Here is a 15649-nt window from a genome sequence, read left to right as displayed (position 1 = left end):
CCGGGGGGGTCGGGGGGGGGGGGGGGGGGTTCCCGTGGGGGGGGGGGCTGGGGCGGGGGTTCGCGGGGCCGCGCGCGGGGGTGAGGGGGGGGGGCGGGGGGGGGGCGGCCTGGGGCCCCCCACGCCTCACTTCTTCAGGAAGGCCATGAAGGCGGCCATGGCCTCCGGCGACTTCAGGCGCTCGCCGAAATGGCGGGCCTCGGTCGCGATGGTCTCGGCCACGGTCTCGGCCGAGCCGCGCTTCAGCAGCATCTTGGTCAGGGCGAGCGATTCAGGCGGCAGCGCGGCCAGTGCCTTCGCCTTGGCGAGGCCCGCTTCCAGCGCCGTGCCGTCCTCGGTGACGGCATTGACGAGGCCGGCTGCGGCAGCCGTCTCGGCATTGAAGGCCTCGCCCAGCATCAGCAGCTCGGCCGCTTTCTTCGAGCCGGCGACCAGCGGCAGCAGATAGCTCGATCCGCCCTCGGGGCAGAGGCCCAGCGTGACGAAGGGCAGGCGGAAGGTCGCCGAGCGGGCGGCGAAGGCGAGGTCGCAATGCAGCAGCATCGTCGTGCCGATGCCGACGGCGAAGCCCTCGACAGCCGCGACAATCGGCTTCCGGGCGGTCGAGATCGCCTCGAGGAAATCGATCGCGACACGCGGGCCTTCGCCGGCCGCGGCGGCCATGGCGAAATCCTTGATGTCGTTGCCGCTGGTGAAGGTGTCGCCGGCACCCGTCAGCAGGATGGCGCGAACGGAGGCATCGGCCTCGGCGGCGGCGATCGCCGCGATCAGCCCGGCATAGCTCGCACGGTCGAGTGCGTTCTTGCGGTCCGGCCGGTTCATCGTGACCTGCAGCACGCCGGCCGCGACGGTTTCGCTCAGCACTTCGCTCATCGGTCCGCTCCTGATTGTGCAGCCGGGATCGCATGGGCTTTCGCCGGGGGTCAAGCGAGGCCGGATGCGCCTTTCGTTGCCTCGCCACGCTTGACATCGCGCGGGGGCGATCCTCCCTTGCCCGGCGAGACGCCTTCGCTGCCCTAGCTTGCGAGTCGAGGCGCGGGATGGGAATTGGGGAGACGTCGATGACCAAGGTTCAGCTTGAGGTTCGCGGCCGGGTCGCGATCGCCACCATCGACAATCCGCCGGTCAATGCGCTGGGCGCAGCCGTGCGCGAAGAGTTGGCGAGTGCCGTCAAGGCGGCCAATGCCGATGCCGCCGTCGCCGCGATCGTGGTCGCCTCCGCCGGGAAGGCCTTCATTGCCGGCGCCGATATCAGCGAGTTCGGCAAGCCGCCGGTCCAGCCCAGCCTGCCGGATGTGCTCGACGCGATCGAGGGCTCGGCGAAGCCGGTCGTGGCGGCGATCCAGGGCGTGGCGCTCGGCGGCGGGCTTGAAGTCGCGCTTGCCTGCCATGGCCGCGTCGCGCTGCCGGCTGCGAAGCTCGGCCTGCCCGAGATCAAGCTCGGGATCATTCCCGGTGCCGGCGGCACGCAGCGCCTGCCGCGCCTGATCGGTGCGGCGAAGGCCTTCCCGATGATGCTCTCGGGCGAACCGATCTCGGCCGGGAAGGGGCTGGAATACGGTTTGCTCGACGAGGTCGTCTCCAGCGATGTCGTCGCCGCGGCGATCCGGCTGGCCGAGGCGCTGGCGGCGGAGGGACGCCGCCCGGTCACGAGCGCAGCAACCGGCGAATTGACGGAAGCGGATCGCGAGACCTTCGAGGCGCTGGCGAGGGAGGCGCTGAAGAAGGCCGAGGGGATGCCGAACGTCGCGGCGCTGGTCGAGGCCGTGCGCGCCAGCTTCACGCTGGCTTTCGCGGAGGGAGCAGCGGTTGAGCGCAAGCTCTTCCTGTCGCTGGTCGCCGACGAGCGATCGAAAGCGCTGCGCCATGTCTTCTTCGCCGAGCGTGAGGTGGCGAAGGTGCCGGGCATCGGGCCGGAGGTGAAGCCGCGCGAAATCACCACCGCCGCCGTGATCGGCGCCGGCACGATGGGCGGCGGCATCGCGATGTGCTTCGCCAATGCCGGCATCCCGGTGACCCTGATCGAGACGGCGAAGGCTGCGCTCGACAATGGCGTCAATCGCATCGGCGCGATCTACGACATCTCGGTTTCCAGGGGTTCCCTGACGCCGGAGGCCAAGGCCGGCCGCATGGCGCTGATCAAGCCGGCAGTCGGGCTCGCGGCTGCGGCCGGAGCCGATATCGTCGTGGAGGCGGCCTTCGAGGAGATGGGGGTCAAGCAGCAGATCTTCGGCGATCTCGACAAGGTGGCGAAGCCTGGCGCGATCCTCGCCAGCAACACCTCCTATCTCGACGTGCCCACGATCGCGGCCGCGACGAAGCGCCCGCAGGATGTGATCGGCATGCATTTCTTCAGCCCGGCCAATGTGATGAAGCTCTTGGAGATCGTCCGGCCAAAGGGTTCGGCGGATGATGCCATCGCGACCGCCGTCGCGCTCGGCCGCAAGCTCGGCAAGGTGCCGGTCGTGGTCGGCAACGGCTTCGGCTTCGTCGGCAACCGCATGCTGGAGCGGCGCACCCGCGCTGCCGAGCGGCTGCTGGTCGCGGGCGCGCTGCCGCATGAGGTCGATGCGGCCTTGGTCGGCTTCGGCTTCAAGATGGGGCCTTTCGCCATGGCCGACCTCGCCGGCAACGATATCGGCTGGCGCTCGCGCAAGGCGCGCGGCCTGAAGGCCGCCGTGGCCGATGCGATCTGCGAGGCCGGCTGGTTCGGCCAGAAGGCCGGGCGCGGCTACTATCTCTATCCGCAAGGCGCGCGTGCCGGGCAGCGTTGTCCCGAGGTCGAGGCGCTGATCGCCCGAATCTCGGCAGAGCAGGGCATGACGCGGCGCAGTTTCACGCAGGAGGAGATCCTGGCGCGCCTGCTCGATCCGATGGTGAACGAGGGCGCGCGCATCCTGGAAGAGGGCATCGCGGCGCGGCCGGGCGACATCGATATCGTCTGGATCAACGGCTATAACTGGCCGGCCTGGCGGGGCGGCCCGATGTTCTGGGCCGACAGCGTCGGGCTCGACGTGATCGTCAAGCGGCTGGAGGCGCAGGCGGCGGAGACCGGCGACAAGGCGCTGGAACCGGCGCCGCTGCTCAGGCGTCTCGCGTCTGAGGGCAAGGGGTTTGCCAGTTTGAAAGCGTGACGCGGCGCGCTGTCATTGCGGTGAACGAAAAGCACTCTATCCTCGCCTGATCCGATACGTTTTCGAGGAGAGCCGCTTGGCTTCGGGGCTGTTTGCGCTGCTGGACGACGTCGCCGGCATCGCCAAGATCGCGGCGTCTTCCGTCGACGATGTCGTGGCGCAGGCCGGCAAGGCCGGTGCAAAGGCGGCAGGCGTCGTCATCGACGATGCCGCGGTGACGCCGCGCTATGCCGTCGGCTTCGCTGCGGCGCGCGAACTGCCGATCATCTGGCGGATCGCGCTGGGCTCGCTGCGCAACAAGCTCCTCATCCTGCTGCCCGGCGCGCTCGTGCTGGCGCTGATCGCACCCTGGGCGATCACGCCTCTGCTGATGGCAGGTGGCGTCTTCCTCTGCTTCGAGGGCGCCGAGAAGCTGCTGGAACTGGTCATGCCGCATGGCGCCCATGGTGAGGGCAAGGCCGGTGAGGCGATCGGCGATCCCGCAGCGCTGGAGCAGCAGAAGATCGCCGGTGCGGTGAAGACCGATTTCATCCTCTCGGCCGAGATCATGGCGATCACCCTGGCCGGCGTCTCGGACCAATCCTTCTGGATGAAGGCGGCGGTGCTCGCCATCGTCGGCATCGGCATCACGGCCGTCGTCTACGGCGTGGTCGCGTTGATCGTGAAGGCGGACGATGCCGGCATGGCGCTCACCGCCAACCAGCGGCCGGCGACGAGCCTGCTCGGGATGCGCAGGCTGAAGCCGGGCGAAGCGGGAGGGATCGACCGCGCGCTGTCCTGGCTGACGCAGCCCTTCGGCCGCGGGCTCGTCGTCGCCATGCCGCATTTCCTGAGCCTGCTCGGCGCAGTCGGCACGGCCGCGATGCTCTGGGTCGGCGGCGGCATCATCATCCATGGATTGGAAGAATATGGCCTCGCCGGACTAGGGCATGGCGTCCACGATCTCGCGGTCGCGGCTGGGCGCGCCTTGCCGGCAGTACTCGCCGGTGCCGGCGAATGGCTGGCCGGAGCGGCTCTGGCGGCCGTGTTCGGGGTGATCGTCGGTGGCCTCACCATCGTCGCCATGCACTGGCTGGTTGGACCACTCGTCAGGCTGTTCCGGAAGGATGCGGCGGCGCAGCCCGGCGCGTGACGCCGCTCAATCCAGCCAGGTGGTGAAACCCTCGACCGGCTCGCGTTCGGGCACGAGGCGGTTGGCCGGCGCACCGGGATCGGCCTTGCCGATGGCGATGCCGCAGACCACGACCTCGTTCTCGGGGATGGCGAGTTCGCGCCGGACGATCGGGTGGAACTGCGCGAAGATCGCCTGCGGACAGGAATCGAGGCCATGGCCCTGCGCGGCGACCAGCAGGGTCTGGATGAACATGCCGAGATCGAGCCAGGAGCCGATCTCGAGATCGCGGTCGATCGTCAGCATCAGTGCGACTGGCGCATCGAAGAAGCGCAGGTTCGCCGCGGTCTGCCGCTTCATGCCCTCGGTATCGCCCTTCACGACGCCGAGCAGGCCGTAGAGGTCCCAGCCGACCTTGCGGCGGCGGGCGAGATAGGGTTCGCGGAACTGTGCGGGATAGTAGCGGTATTCCTCGACGCCGGGGCGCCCGCCGGCATCGAGCGCGGCGAGCAGTGCCGCTTCGAGACGCGCCCGGGATTGCGGGCCGATCACCCGGAGCTTCCAGGGCTGCATGTTGGTGCCGGAGGGTGCCTGCGCCGCCAGATCGATCAGGCGGCGCACGAGAGCGGGCTCGACCGGGTCAGGCAGGAAGGCGCGAACCGCGCGGCGGGCGCGGATCGCACGTTCGACGGCGTCTGTCCCGGTCATCCTTCGCTAGCCCTTTCGCGCTGCCAGGAAGGCGGCGTGCTCCCTCACCAGATCGCCGGCCAGCGCCTTGGCGATCAGGGCGCGGGTGTTGGGCAGGCCGTAGATCGCCGCGAAGGAGCCGAAGCGCGGGCCCTGATCCTCGCCGAACATCACCTGGTAGATCGCTTTCCACCAGTCGCCGGAGACGCCCGGCCGTTCCGGCGTCGCGTTCTTGGCAGTGAGATTCTGGTAGCGCGGGATGGCGCGGGCGACGTCCAGCGCGGTGTCCTGCACCATCTCGGGCGTCGGATCGGCCGGCAGCGCGGCCAAGGCGGCGTCGAGCTTGGCGAAGGCGTCGCGCTCGACCTCGTCGGCCGGGCGATAGCTTTTCGCCGGCTTCACGAAGTCGCGGAAATAGGCGATCGCGTAGCCGACCAGCGCATCGAGGCGCGGATGGGTCTCCGGCGAGATGCCCGGCGCATAGCGCTGGAGGAAGCCCCAGAGCACGGCCTTGTCCTCGGAATTCGCGACGGCGACGAGGTTCATCAGCAGGCCGAAGGTCACCTGCGTCCGGACCGTGTTGTCCCCTTCGCCGGAAGCGATGACCTCGGGCGCCGGGGGCTCGCCGGCATGGATGTGCCAGACCGGGTTGCCGAGCCGGTTCTTCCAGTCCTGCCGCTCATAGCCGCCGAGGAACTGGAGGTATTCGTCGACCGCGCGCGGGATCACGTCGAAGTGGAGCTTCTTGGCCTCGCGCGGGCGCTGGAACATGTAGAGCGCCAGGCTCTCCGGCGGGCCATAGGTCAGCCAGTCCTCGATGGTCAGGCCGTTGCCCTTCGACTTCGAGATCTTCTGGCCCTGCTCGTCGAGGAAGAGCTCGTAGTTGAAGCCTTCCGGTGGAGTGCCGTCGAGCGCGCGGGCGATCTGCGAGGAGACCTTGACCGAGTCGATCAGGTCCTTGCCGGCCATCTCGTAATCGACGCCGAGCGCGACCCAGCGCATCGCCCAGTCGGGCTTCCATTGCAGCTTCACATGACCGCCGGTGACCGGGGAGACGAAGTGCTCCTTCGTCTGCGGATCGGTCCAGGCGATGGTCCCGGCCTCGACATCGACCTCGTCGATCGGCACCTGCATGACGATGCGCGTCTTCGGGTGGATCGGCAGGAAGGGCGAATAGGTCGCGGCCCGCTCTTCTCGCAAGGTCGGCAGCATGATCTTCATCACCGCATCGTAACGGGCGAGCATCTTGAGCAGCGTCGCGTCGAACTCGCCGGCGCGATACGAGTCGGTCGAGGACTTGAACTCGTAATCGAAGCCGAAGCTGTCGAGGAAGGCGCAGAGCCGCGCATTGTTGTGGCGGCCGAAGCTATCGTGCGTGCCGAACGGGTCCGGCACCTCGGTCAAGGGCTTGCCGAGATTGGCGGCGAGCAGCTCCTTGTTAGGCACGTTGTCCGGCACCTTGCGCAGGCCGTCCATGTCGTCCGAGAAGGCGACGAGCCGGGTCGGGATCGTGTTGCCGGTCAGCACCTGGAAGGCGTGGCGGACCATCGAGGTGCGCGCGACCTCGCCGAAGGTGCCGATATGCGGCAGGCCCGAAGGGCCATAGCCGGTTTCGAAGATCACCGATTTCTTGCCGGATTTCTCGATGCGGGCCACGAGCTTGCGCGCCTCCTCGAACGGCCAGGCGGCCGAACGCTGGGCGGCGTCAACGAGGGCTGCGTCGAAGGCGGGCATTTGGGCGGGTATCCTCTCCGCGTCTGGTGGCCTGTGAGTTCGCAATCTGCAAACTATTGTTTGCGGGCTTTCGCAGATTGCGAAGGGCACAGTCAATGCGCGCGTTTGGGCGGGCTCGTCATGCTCGGGCTCGCCCCGAGCATCTCGACCCGGAAGGGGCTCATGCATGGAGGCCCATCCTGAGAGAGATTCTCGGGTCTGCGCTTCGCTTCGCCCGAGAATGACGCTGGCAAAGCCGCTTGCTGGGAATGAGGGGCTTCTCTTTTCCGTGGTTGCCGTGCCGGCCGTGGGGGATAGTCTGGGCTCCTTCGTATCTGACCACGCCTTTGAAAGGATGCCGCCTTGGACCGCGACCTGCTCGACAAGCTGACCGCATGGCGACGACATCTCCACGCCCATCCCGAACTCGGGCGCCACGAGAAGATGACCAGTGCCTTCGTGCAGGAGAAGCTGACCGAGCTCGGCGTGCCCTTCACCGCCAATGTCGGCGGCTATGGCGTGGTGGCGACGCTGACGAAGGGCTCGTCCGAACGCACCGTCGGCCTGCGCGCCGACATGGACGCATTGCCGATCCAGGAGGTCAACGACGTCCCCTACAAGTCGAAGACCCCCAACGTGATGCATGCCTGCGGGCATGACGGCCACACCACCTCTCTCCTGGGCGCCGCGGCGTTGCTCAAGGCGGACGACGGCTGGAGCGGCACGGTGCAGTTCGTCTTCCAGCCGGCCGAGGAGGGGACGGGCGGCGCGCTCGCGATGCTGGATGACGGCGTGCTGGAGCGCTTCCCGATGGAGCGCGTCTTCGCGCTGCATAACTGGCCGGGGCTGGAAGCCGGTACCGTCGCGGTGCATCGCGGGCCGGTGATGTCCGAGCCCGGGCGCTTCAAGATCACGCTGACCGGCAAGGCGGGACACGCCGCCCTGCCCGAGCAGAGCCATGACCCGATCGTGGCGATGGGCCATCTCATCGTCGCGCTGCAGACGATCGTCTCGCGCAATGTCGATCCGATGGAATCGGCGGTGGTCTCGATCGGCCAGGTGCATGGCGGGCTCGCCTCCAACCAGATCCCGACCAATGTCTTCATCGAGGGCACCTTCCGCACCTTTGTGCCGGCCGTGCGAGACCGCTTGCTGGCACGGCTCAACGGCATCGCGCAGAATATCGCCGCGACCTTCGAGATGACGGCCGAGGTCGAGTTCACCTACGGCGTCGCGACGATCAACACGCCGCCGGAAGAGGACATGGCCGCCGCTGCCGGAGAGGCCGCAGGGCTGATCGTCCGGCGCGACATGAAGGCCAGTACGACCGGCGAGGATTTCGCCTATTTCCTGGAGAAGCGCCCGGGTTGCTATATCTGGATGGGCAATGGCCCGGCGGTGAATGGCGGCGCGTTGCACAATGATCGCTATGATTTCAACGATGCGATCCTGCCGGCGACCTCGGGCTGGCTTGCGGCGGTTGCCAAGCAGGCATTGGCCAGCAACGCGCCCTGACGGTCAGTAAGGACTGACCGGGAAGAAGCGCAGATAGAGGCGGGCATAGGTCCCGTCGTCCCAGAGCCCCTGCAGCGCGTAGTCGATGGCGCGCTTCAGGGCGGGGTCGTCCTTGCGCAGCAGGAAGGCGACGCCCTCGCCGAAATAGCGGCTTTCCAGATAGGGCCCGCCGGAGAAGGCGAACTCGCCGCCGCTGCCGGCGAGCGCCAGCGACAAGGCCACGCCGTCGCCGAAGACATATTCCGCCTCGCCGCTGCGCAGCGCTGCCACCGCGGCGTTGAGGTCGGTGCTTTCGCGGCGCTGCACGAAGGGCATCAGCCGCTCGAGAAAGGCTTGATGGGCCGTGCCGGAGACGACCGCGACGCGCCGCCCCTGCAGGGCCGCGCCGTCGAGTGCTGCCCGGGCGTTGCCGCGCGTGGTGACGAAGCGGGCGGGCGCGCGGAAATAGAGATGGCTCGCCGCGAAGCGCCCGCGCAGGGCCGGCGTCAGGTTCATCGCGGCGGCGAGTACGTCGCCCCGCCCCTCGGCGAGCGAGTCCGTGAGGGTATCGAAGCGGCGCGGCTGGATCGTGCAGGTCCAGCCCAGTTTCTCGCAGACGGTACGGGCGAGCTCGACCGAGAAGCCGGTCAGAGCGCCATCCGGCCCGGCGAAATGGAAGGGTGGATAATCGTCGTCAGTGAGGAAGCGCACGACGCGCGGCGGGCCGGGCTCGGGCCGGTCGAGCCGGATGCGCGGGTCCCAGAGATTGGGAATGGCGATGCGCGGCGGCTCCTGCGCCAGGGCGGTGGCGGCGGTGAAGAGCGAGACGACGAGGGTGAGCGCGCGAGGCATCGGGCGCATCTGGCGCTGGATGCCGGCGCGGATCAAGGGGGCGGGAGGCCGTCATGCTCGGGCTTGACCCGAGCATCTCGTCCCGGATGAGGCTCCCGGAACCTTCTTGTCACGAGATTCTCGGGTCGAAGCTGGGCTTCGCCCGAGAATGACGCTGAGGGCTTAGCCCAAGCTCGCTGCCGTCGCCTTCGCGCCTTTGTCGAGGAGCGAGGCGAGGTGCGCGGTGACCGGCTTAGTGAAGCGCTCGTTGCCCGGCAGGTCGGTTCCGAAGATCGCCTCGATGCCGGTGAGCGCCTCGACCAGCGCTTTCGGATCGCGCCCGGCAGCTTCCGTGTGGCGCTTGAGCTCCGCAACAAGCGGATCGCGCACGTCGATGGCGCCGCCCTTTTCGTCGGTGCCGGTGACGTAGCGCATCCAGGCGGCGACGCCGAGCGCGAGATGGTCGATTCCGGCCTCGGCCTTCAGCCGCTCGCGGATGGTACAGAGCAGGCGCTGCGGCAGCTTCTGCGAACCGTCCATGGCGATCTGCCAGGTGCGGTGGCGGATCGCCGGGTTTTGGAAGCGGGCGAGGAGAGCATTGGCGTAATCGGCCAGGACAACGCCCTGCGGCGCCGGCACGGTCGGGATGATCTCGGCCCAGAGCCCCCCAAGGAAGCGGGCGAGGACGGGATCGCCGCTCGCCTCGGCCACCGTCTCGTGGCCGGCGAGATAACCGAGATAGGCGAGCGAAGAATGCGCCCCGTTGAGCATGCGCAGCTTCATGAACTCGAAGGGCGCGACCTCCGAGACCATCTGCGCGCCCACCTCATGCCAGTCCGGGCGGCCGGCGGCGAAGACGTCCTGGATCGCCCATTGCCGGAAGGGCTCGCCGATGACGGGGGCGGCGTCCTCGGCGCCGATCAGCCTGGCGACTTCGGCGAGGTCGGCCTCGGTCGTCGCCGGCACGATGCGGTCGACCATCGTCGCGGGGAAGGCGCCGTTGGCCTCGATCCAGGCGGCGAGCTTGTCGTCGGTCAGCGCTGCGAAGTCGCGGACGAGGCCGCGCAGGACATGGCCGTTGGAGGGAAGATTGTCGCAGCAGAGCGCGGTAAACGGGCCAAGCCCCGCATCGCGGCGCGCCTTCAGGCCGGCGACGAGGATGCCGACGGCCGAGCGCGGGGCCTGCGGGTTGGCGAGATCGTGGACGATATCGGGATGATCGGCCTTGAGCCTGCCGGTCGCGGGATCGTGGCAATAGCCCTTCTCGGTGACGGTGAGCGAGACGATGCGGGTCTCGGGCGCGGCCAGCCGGGCGATGAGAGCGGAGGGGCTTTCGGGCGCGACGAGCACGTCAAGCACCGAGCCGATGACGCGCAGTTCCGGCCCGGTCGGGGCGAGCTTGAGCAGCGTATAGAGCCCGTCCTGCGGTTTCAGCCGGTCGCGCTGGTCCGGACGCTGGAGGCTGGCGCCGGTGATGCCCCAGGCGCCGAAGCGCTTCTCCAACGCGTCCTCGGTATATTCGGCGAGATGGCCGCGGGCGAAGGCGCCGAGGCCGAGATGGACGATGCCGGGCTTGAGCGCGGTGCGGTCATAGGCCGGGCGGCGAACCGAGGCCGGCAGGCCGGCGAGCGTGGCGGCGGAGAGGCGGGTCACAGCTTGTAGGCCTCCTTGGCGAGGCGATAGGCGAGGTCATAGGCGACCTCGGCAGCCTCATCCTCTTCCAGCCGGTGCTCGGCGACGACCTTGGCGAGATAGGCGCAGTCGACGCGGCGCGCGACGTCGTGCCGGGCGGGGATCGAGAGATAGGCGCGGGTGTCGTCGTTGAAGCCGACGGTGTTGTAGAAGCCGGCCGTCTCGGTGGTCAGCTCGCGGAAGCGCAGCATGGCTTCCGGCGCATCGAGGAACCACCAGCCCGGCCCAAGCCGAAGCGCCGGATAATGCCCGGCGAGGGGAGCGAGCTCGCGCGAATAGGCTGTCTCATCCAGGGTGAAGGCGATGACGGTGAGGTTCGGTTCGTTGCCGACGGCGTCGAGCAACGGCTTCAGTGCTTCGACATAGTTGGTCTGCGTCGGGATATCGCAGCCCATGTCGCGGCCGAAATGCTCGAACAGCGCGGCGTTGTGGTTGCGATGGGAGCCGGGGTGGATCTGGAGCACGAGCCCGTCATCGAGGCTCATCTTCGCCATCTCGGTCAGCATCTGGCCGCGGAAGAGATCGGCGTCCTTGGCCGAAACCTTGCCCTTGAGGATCTTGGCGTAGAGCTTCTCGGCATCCGCATCCGAGAGATTGGCGGTGCGGGCGGTGGCATGGCCGTGATCCGAGGAAGTGGCGCCACGCTCCTTGAAATAGGCGCGCCGCTTCCGGTGAGCGGCGAGATAGCCGGTCCAGGAACCGATATCCTCACCGGTCAGTTCGCCCAGTTTTTCGAGATTGTCCGAAAAGCCCTCGAATTCGGGATCGACGACGCTGTCGGGCCGGTAGGCGGTGACGACCTTGCCGCCCCAGCCGGACTCGCGGACCATGTCGTGCCAGCGCAGATCGTCGAGCGCGCCCTCGGTCGTGCTGATCGCCTCGATGTTGAAGCGCTCGAACAGGGCGCGGGGGCGCAGCTCCGGCTCTTCCAGCTTCGCAGCGATCCTGTCGTAGATCTTGTCGGCGTTTTCAGGCGTCAGGCGCTCGTTGATGCCGAAGACGGTCGAAGTCGCGTGCTCGAACCAGAGCCGCGTCGGCGTGCCCCGGAACAGGTGCCAGTGCTCGGCGAAGAGCTTCCAGATCTTGCGCGGATCGGTCTCGACCTCGCCCCCATCCTTCCGGGCGATGCCGAGTTGCTCCAGCCGGACGCCCTGCGAGTAGAGCATGCGGAAGATATAATGGTCCGGCTTGACGAAGAGGGTCGCCGGATCGGGAAAGGCATTGTCCTCGGCATACCAGCGCGGGTCGGTATGGCCGTGCGGCGAGATGATCGGCAGGTCGCGGACCGTGGCGAAGAGCCGGCGCGCGATGCCGCGCGTCACCGGATCGGCGGGGAAGAGGCGATCGTCGTGCAGCAGCATGGGCATCTCCATCGGTCGCCCCGATCTCTAGAGCCGGCCGCGGCGGGGGTCAATCACCTGGTATACTAGTGCGCCAGACGACCGCCGCTCCCTGCCGGGGATTGCTTCGGAACCAGACTTGCGCTTGTCGCATCTCCCGCGCCATCCTCGCGCCGCAACGGCATCGGAGCGATGGATATGACGACGCGGCGTGAACTCCTGGCAGGGGCGGGACTGGCAGCGCTGGCGGCACAGCTTCCCGTCGTCGCACTGGCGCAGGCAAAAGACAGCGTGACCATCGCCCAGACGCTGGAGCCGCCCACGCTGGATCCGACTTCCGGCGCCGCGCAGGCGATCCGCGAGGTGACGCTGCAGAACATCTTCGAAGGCCTGGTCAAGATCGACCGGACCGGCAAGCTGCAGCCCTGCCTCGCCGAGAGCTGGCAGATCGCCGACGACAACGTCACCTATCGCTTCAAGCTGCGGCAGGGCGCGAAGTTCCACGACGACACGCCCTTCACCGCCGAGCAGGTGAAGTTCTCGTTCGAGCGCGCGGTTGCACCCGATTCGACCAATGCCCAGCGCCAGCTCTTCACGCCGATCGCCGAGATCACCACGCCGGACCCGGCGACCGTGGTGATCAAGCTGAAGCAGCCGACCGCGAATTTCCTCTTCGGCCTTGCCTGGGGCGATGCGGTGATCGTGGCGCCGGCTACGGCCGCCAACAACAAGACCAATCCGGTCGGCACCGGCCCGTTCAAGTTCGTGCGCTGGAACCGTGGCGACCGGCTCGAACTCGCGCGCAACGACGGCTACTGGGGCGAGAAGCCGGCGCTGGCCAAGGCGATTTTCCGCTTCATGTCCGATCCGCAGGCTCAGGTCGCGGCGCTCAGGGCCGGCGATGTGGATGCCCATACCAATCTTTCGGCGCCGGAGGCGGTGCCGCAGCTCAAGGCCGATGCCAAGCTCAAGGTCACGATCGGCGGCACCGAGGGCGAGACGGTGCTCGGCACCAACAATGCCAAGCCGCCCTTCGACAATCTCAAGGTCCGGCAGGCCATCGCGCATGCTCTCGACCGCAAGACCATCGCGCTCGGCGTCTACGGCTTCGACGTGAACCTGATCGGCAGCCATTTCTCGCCGCTGCATCCGGCCTATGTCGATCTCACCAACACCTACCCTTACGACCCCGCCAAGGCCAAGGCGCTGCTCAAGGAGGCGGGCTTCCCGAACGGCTTCAACTGCACGCTGAAGCTGCCGCCGCCCTCCTATGCCCGCCGCTCCGGCGAAATCGTCGCGGCGCTGCTCGCGCAGGTCGGTATCAACGCGGCGATCGAACCGCTCGAATTCCCGCAATGGCTCGAGCGCGTCTTCCGCAACAAGGATTACGATCTCAGCATCATCGCGCATACCGAGCCGCTCGACATCGATATCTATGCCCGCGACGGCTACTACTTCCAGTACAAGGATCCGGAGTTCAAGGCGTTGATCGCCAAGATTGCGGTGACCCTGCCGGAAGCGGAGCGCAATGCGCTCTACAAGCAGGCGCAGGAGAAGCTGGCGCGCGATGCGGTCAACGGTTTCCTGTTCATCCTGCCGAAGATCACGGTGGCGAACGCCGCGCTGGAGGGCCTATGGACCGACTGGCCGCTGCCGGTGACGCCGTTGGCGGAACTGCGCTGGCGGTGAGGCTATCGTCACGGTCCAAATCGGGTCATCCCGGGCGACCGCAGGGAGACCCGGGATCCATGCCTGAGCCTTTGTCGGAAGCGTTCCGGCATGGATCCCGGATCGGCGCGGCTTCGCCGCTTGTCCGGGATGACCCCGTGGGTGGGGGCAGGGCGTGATCGGCTATATCCTGCGCCGGCTCGTCGCGCTGGCGCTGACCCTGCTCGCGGCAGCGCTGGTGATCTTTGTCGTGCTCGAGATCCTGCCGGGCGATCCGGCAGCGGTGACGCTCGGCCTCAATGCCGCGCCCGAGGCGCTCGCCGCGCTCCGGGCCGAGATGGGGCTCGACAAGCCGGCGGCGCTGCGCTTCTTCATCTGGCTCGGCGGGTTGGTCACCGGCGATCTCGGGCAGAGCTATACCTACCGCGTGCCGGTGCTGCAGCTCATCACCGAGCGCATGGCGGTGACGCTGCCGCTCGCGCTGATGGCGATCGTGCTGGCCACCGCGATCGGCATCCCGCTCGGCATGCTCGCGGCCTCGCGTCATGGCAGGCTGGCCGATGCCGGGGTGATGGTTTTCGCGCAGGCCGGGTTGGCGATCCCGAATTTCTGGTTCGGCCTGTTGCTCGTGCTCGTCTTCGCGGTCGGGCTCGGCTGGCTGCCTGCCGGCGGTTTCCCGGGCTGGCAGGCGGGGCTCGGTGTTTCGCTGAAAGCTCTCCTGATGCCGGCATTGGCGCTCGCACTGCCGCAGGCGGCGATCATCGCGCGGGTGACGCGCTCCTCGATGCTCGACACGCTGCAGGAGGATTTCGTTCGCACCGCCCGCGCCAAGGGCCTGAGCGAAGGCACGACGATGCGCCGGCATGCGCTGCGCAACGCGCTGATCCCGGTCGTCACCATCCTCGGCCTTCAGTTCTCCGTGCTGATCGCCGGGGCGATCATCATCGAGAACGTCTTCGCCCTGCCGGGGTTGGGGCGGCTCGTTTTCCAGGCCATCGCCCAGCACGATCTGATCGTGGTCAAGGACCTCGTCATGCTCTTCGCCGGGCTGGCGATCCTGATCAATTTCGCGGTCGAACTGCTCTACGGGCTGATCGATCCGCGCCTGAGGCAGTCATGAGCGCGGTTCAGGACAAGGCGCCGGGGGGCAAGCGGCACTGGTGGCTCGCGCCGTCCTTCGTGATCGGGGCGGTGTTGGCGGCGCTCGTCATCGCGGCGGCGCTGGTCTCCTATGTCTGGACGCCCTACCAGCCGACGCAAATGATGATCCTCAACCGGTTGAAAGGGCCGTCGGCCGCGAACTGGTTCGGCACCGACCAGTTTGGCCGTGACGTGTTCTCGATGATCATGGTCGGCGCGCGCAATTCGCTGGCGGTGGGCCTCGGTGCGGTCGGGATCGGCATGGTCGTCGGGACGACGCTGGGGCTTGCGGCCGCCGTCCGGCGCGACGGCATCCTCGACCATGCGATCATGCGCACGGCCGATTTCACCCACGCCTTCCCGGCGGTGCTGACCGCGATCATGATGACCGCGATCGCGGGGCCGGGCATGCTCAATGCCGTCGTTGCCATCGCCGTGCTGAACCTGCCTTATTTCGCCCGGCTGGCGCGCGGCGCGGCCCTGCAGGTCTGGGCGCAGGATTTCATCCAGGCGGCGCGAGCGGCAGGCCTGAACAACCGGCAGATCACGCTCCGCCATGTCCTGTCCAACATCGCCGGCATCCTGGTGGTGCAGGCGACGATTCAGTTCGCGCTTGCGGTGCTGGCGGAGGCGGGGCTGTCCTATCTCGGGCTCGGCACGCAGCCGCCGAACCCCTCCTGGGGGCGGATGCTCAATGAGGCGCAGACCTTCATGGCGGCGCAGCCCTGGCTCGCGATCTTTCCGGGCGCCGCGATCGCCTTGACCGTGCTGGGCTTCAACCTGCTCGGCGACGGCCTGCGCGATGCCGTCGATCCGCGCCTGCGGCGGGCCCGGTAAGG

12 protein-coding genes are annotated in these 15649 nt (G+C 68.0%); 6 read left to right on the top strand and 6 right to left on the bottom strand.

The window, feature by feature from the left end; translation table 11 throughout:
- Positions 1-126 precede the first annotated feature (126 nt).
- Positions 127-873 carry an enoyl-CoA hydratase-related protein gene (locus tag ACWIEX_RS20115; RefSeq protein ID WP_454034736.1) on the bottom strand — a complete coding sequence of 249 codons (747 nt, stop codon included), beginning with the start codon at positions 871-873 and terminating at the stop codon, positions 127-129.
- A gap of 188 nt (positions 874-1061) precedes the next feature.
- On the opposite strand from ACWIEX_RS20115, the gene ACWIEX_RS20110 reads away from it, so the two are divergent.
- Both ACWIEX_RS20110 and ACWIEX_RS20105 read left to right on the top strand, forming a co-directional pair.
- Positions 1062-3134 carry a 3-hydroxyacyl-CoA dehydrogenase NAD-binding domain-containing protein gene (locus tag ACWIEX_RS20110; RefSeq protein ID WP_454034735.1) on the top strand — a complete coding sequence of 691 codons (2073 nt, stop codon included), beginning with the start codon at positions 1062-1064 and terminating at the stop codon, positions 3132-3134.
- Positions 3135-3210: 76 nt separating this feature from the next.
- Positions 3211-4266, top strand: a complete 1056-nt coding sequence (locus ACWIEX_RS20105) for a DUF808 domain-containing protein (RefSeq protein ID WP_454034734.1) — start codon at positions 3211-3213, stop codon at positions 4264-4266.
- Between the two features lie 6 nt (positions 4267-4272).
- Here the strand turns inward: ACWIEX_RS20105 and ACWIEX_RS20100 are convergent, their stop codons facing one another.
- Complete coding sequence (locus ACWIEX_RS20100) at positions 4273-4953, bottom strand: nitroreductase (RefSeq protein ID WP_454034733.1); 681 nt, start codon at positions 4951-4953, stop codon at positions 4273-4275.
- Positions 4954-4959: 6 nt separating this feature from the next.
- Entirely contained in the window at positions 4960-6666 is a 1707-nt protein-coding gene (locus ACWIEX_RS20095; protein WP_454034732.1) for a lysine--tRNA ligase, read from the bottom strand.
- Positions 6667-7008: 342 nt separating this feature from the next.
- Here ACWIEX_RS20095 and ACWIEX_RS20090 point away from each other — a divergent pair, with 342 nt between their 5' ends.
- On the top strand, positions 7009-8160 hold the full coding sequence (locus ACWIEX_RS20090) for an amidohydrolase (protein ID WP_454034731.1): 1152 nt from the start codon (positions 7009-7011) through the stop codon (positions 8158-8160).
- A gap of 3 nt (positions 8161-8163) precedes the next feature.
- Here the strand turns inward: ACWIEX_RS20090 and ACWIEX_RS20085 are convergent, their stop codons facing one another.
- The 3 genes from ACWIEX_RS20085 to uxaC form a co-directional block, all read right to left on the bottom strand.
- Complete coding sequence (locus ACWIEX_RS20085) at positions 8164-8991, bottom strand: transporter substrate-binding domain-containing protein (protein ID WP_454034730.1); 828 nt, start codon at positions 8989-8991, stop codon at positions 8164-8166.
- Between the two features lie 162 nt (positions 8992-9153).
- Positions 9154-10623, bottom strand: coding sequence for a mannitol dehydrogenase family protein (locus ACWIEX_RS20080; protein WP_454034729.1), 1470 nt, complete (start codon positions 10621-10623; stop codon positions 9154-9156).
- A complete protein-coding gene (gene uxaC / locus ACWIEX_RS20075; protein ID WP_454034728.1) occupies positions 10620-12023 on the bottom strand; it encodes a glucuronate isomerase in 1404 nt (467 codons plus the stop codon). Before uxaC ends, ACWIEX_RS20080 begins: the two co-directional genes overlap by 4 nt.
- A 177-nt stretch (positions 12024-12200) precedes the next feature.
- On the opposite strand from uxaC, the gene ACWIEX_RS20070 reads away from it, so the two are divergent.
- The 3 genes from ACWIEX_RS20070 (at position 12201) to ACWIEX_RS20060 (ending at position 15647) form a co-directional block, all read left to right on the top strand.
- Positions 12201-13691: an ABC transporter substrate-binding protein gene (locus ACWIEX_RS20070; RefSeq protein WP_454034727.1), complete on the top strand. Its 1491-nt coding sequence runs from the start codon at positions 12201-12203 to the stop codon at positions 13689-13691.
- A 154-nt stretch (positions 13692-13845) separates the two neighbouring features.
- Positions 13846-14790, top strand: a complete 945-nt coding sequence (locus ACWIEX_RS20065) for an ABC transporter permease (RefSeq protein WP_454034726.1) — start codon at positions 13846-13848, stop codon at positions 14788-14790.
- Positions 14787-15647: an ABC transporter permease gene (locus ACWIEX_RS20060; protein ID WP_454034725.1), complete on the top strand. Its 861-nt coding sequence runs from the start codon at positions 14787-14789 to the stop codon at positions 15645-15647. The genes ACWIEX_RS20065 and ACWIEX_RS20060 overlap by 4 nt, the downstream gene beginning before the upstream one ends.
- Positions 15648-15649: the final 2 nt, after the last annotated feature.

The sequence above is a fragment of the Allobosea sp. NPDC055353 genome, assembly GCF_053644975.1.
Note: the sequence above shows the minus strand (reverse complement) of the source record. Positions and strands in the feature narration are given on the sequence as shown.

What these genes read in the sequence shown, in the direction of transcription:
- uxaC (WP_454034728.1), bottom strand. Translation starts at nt 12,023, where the DNA reads ATGCTGCTGCACGACGATCGCCTCTTCCCCGCCGATCCGGTGACGCGC.
- ACWIEX_RS20070 (WP_454034727.1), top strand. Translation starts at nt 12,201, where the DNA reads ATGACGACGCGGCGTGAACTCCTGGCAGGGGCGGGACTGGCAGCGCTG.
- ACWIEX_RS20110 (WP_454034735.1), top strand. Translation starts at nt 1,062, where the DNA reads ATGACCAAGGTTCAGCTTGAGGTTCGCGGCCGGGTCGCGATCGCCACC.
- ACWIEX_RS20100 (WP_454034733.1), bottom strand. Translation starts at nt 4,953, where the DNA reads ATGACCGGGACAGACGCCGTCGAACGTGCGATCCGCGCCCGCCGCGCG.
- ACWIEX_RS20060 (WP_454034725.1), top strand. Translation starts at nt 14,787, where the DNA reads ATGAGCGCGGTTCAGGACAAGGCGCCGGGGGGCAAGCGGCACTGGTGG.
- ACWIEX_RS20085 (WP_454034730.1), bottom strand. Translation starts at nt 8,991, where the DNA reads ATGCCTCGCGCGCTCACCCTCGTCGTCTCGCTCTTCACCGCCGCCACC.
- ACWIEX_RS20095 (WP_454034732.1), bottom strand. Translation starts at nt 6,666, where the DNA reads ATGCCCGCCTTCGACGCAGCCCTCGTTGACGCCGCCCAGCGTTCGGCC.
- ACWIEX_RS20115 (WP_454034736.1), bottom strand. Translation starts at nt 873, where the DNA reads ATGAGCGAAGTGCTGAGCGAAACCGTCGCGGCCGGCGTGCTGCAGGTC.